The sequence below is a fragment of the Rhizobium sp. PDO1-076 genome (assembly GCF_000247475.1).
Taxonomy (GTDB): domain Bacteria; phylum Pseudomonadota; class Alphaproteobacteria; order Rhizobiales; family Rhizobiaceae; genus Allorhizobium.
Genome location: NZ_AHZC01000353.1, coordinates 1 through 636 on the forward strand (window position 1 = coordinate 1; position 636 = coordinate 636).

Consider the following 636-nt stretch of genomic DNA (forward strand, 5'->3'; position numbering starts at 1 on the left):
GATGGTGAGCGTGCGCGCATCGAATTCCAGGCCGATGAGATCACCTGGATTGACCACCTTATGGGAGGAGATCCGTGCCTTCAGCACCCCATTGGCCGTCGACATGGTGACGATCTGCGTCGTACCGAGATATTCGGTGGCAATAACCCGGCCACGAAATTTGGATGCGTCGGAAAAATGGATATGTTCCGGACGAACGCCGAGCGTCAACCTGCCCTTGGCGCCTTGCCTGGTCACCGGAACCTGGACTGTCTGTCCCGACAGATCGATGCTGTCGGCGCCGTTTCCGATCATGCCGTCGAACTCGAGGAAATTCATCGCCGGAGAGCCGATGAACTTGGCAACGAATTTGGTTGCCGGCCAATCGTATATCTCCTGGGGCCGGCCGAACTGCTCGACCACACCATGATTCATCACCACGATCTTGTCCCCCATCTGCATGGCTTCGAGCTGGTCATGCGTGACATAGACCGTCGTCGCGCCCATGCGGTCATGCAGCGCGCGAAGCTCTTCTGCCATGTGCTCGCGAAACTCTGCATCCAGCGCCCCGAGGGGTTCATCCATGAAGAAGGCCTTGGGTCGGCGTACGATTGCCCGCCCGAGGGCCACACGCTGGCGGTCGCCGCCCGACAGCCC

At 60.1% G+C, this 636-nt stretch carries 1 protein-coding gene; it reads right to left on the reverse strand.

The annotated features are described in order from the left end of the window. Nucleotides 1-636 (reverse strand): ABC transporter ATP-binding protein (locus PDO_RS17020; protein ID WP_007604740.1); only part of this gene is annotated, 636 nt, incomplete at both ends.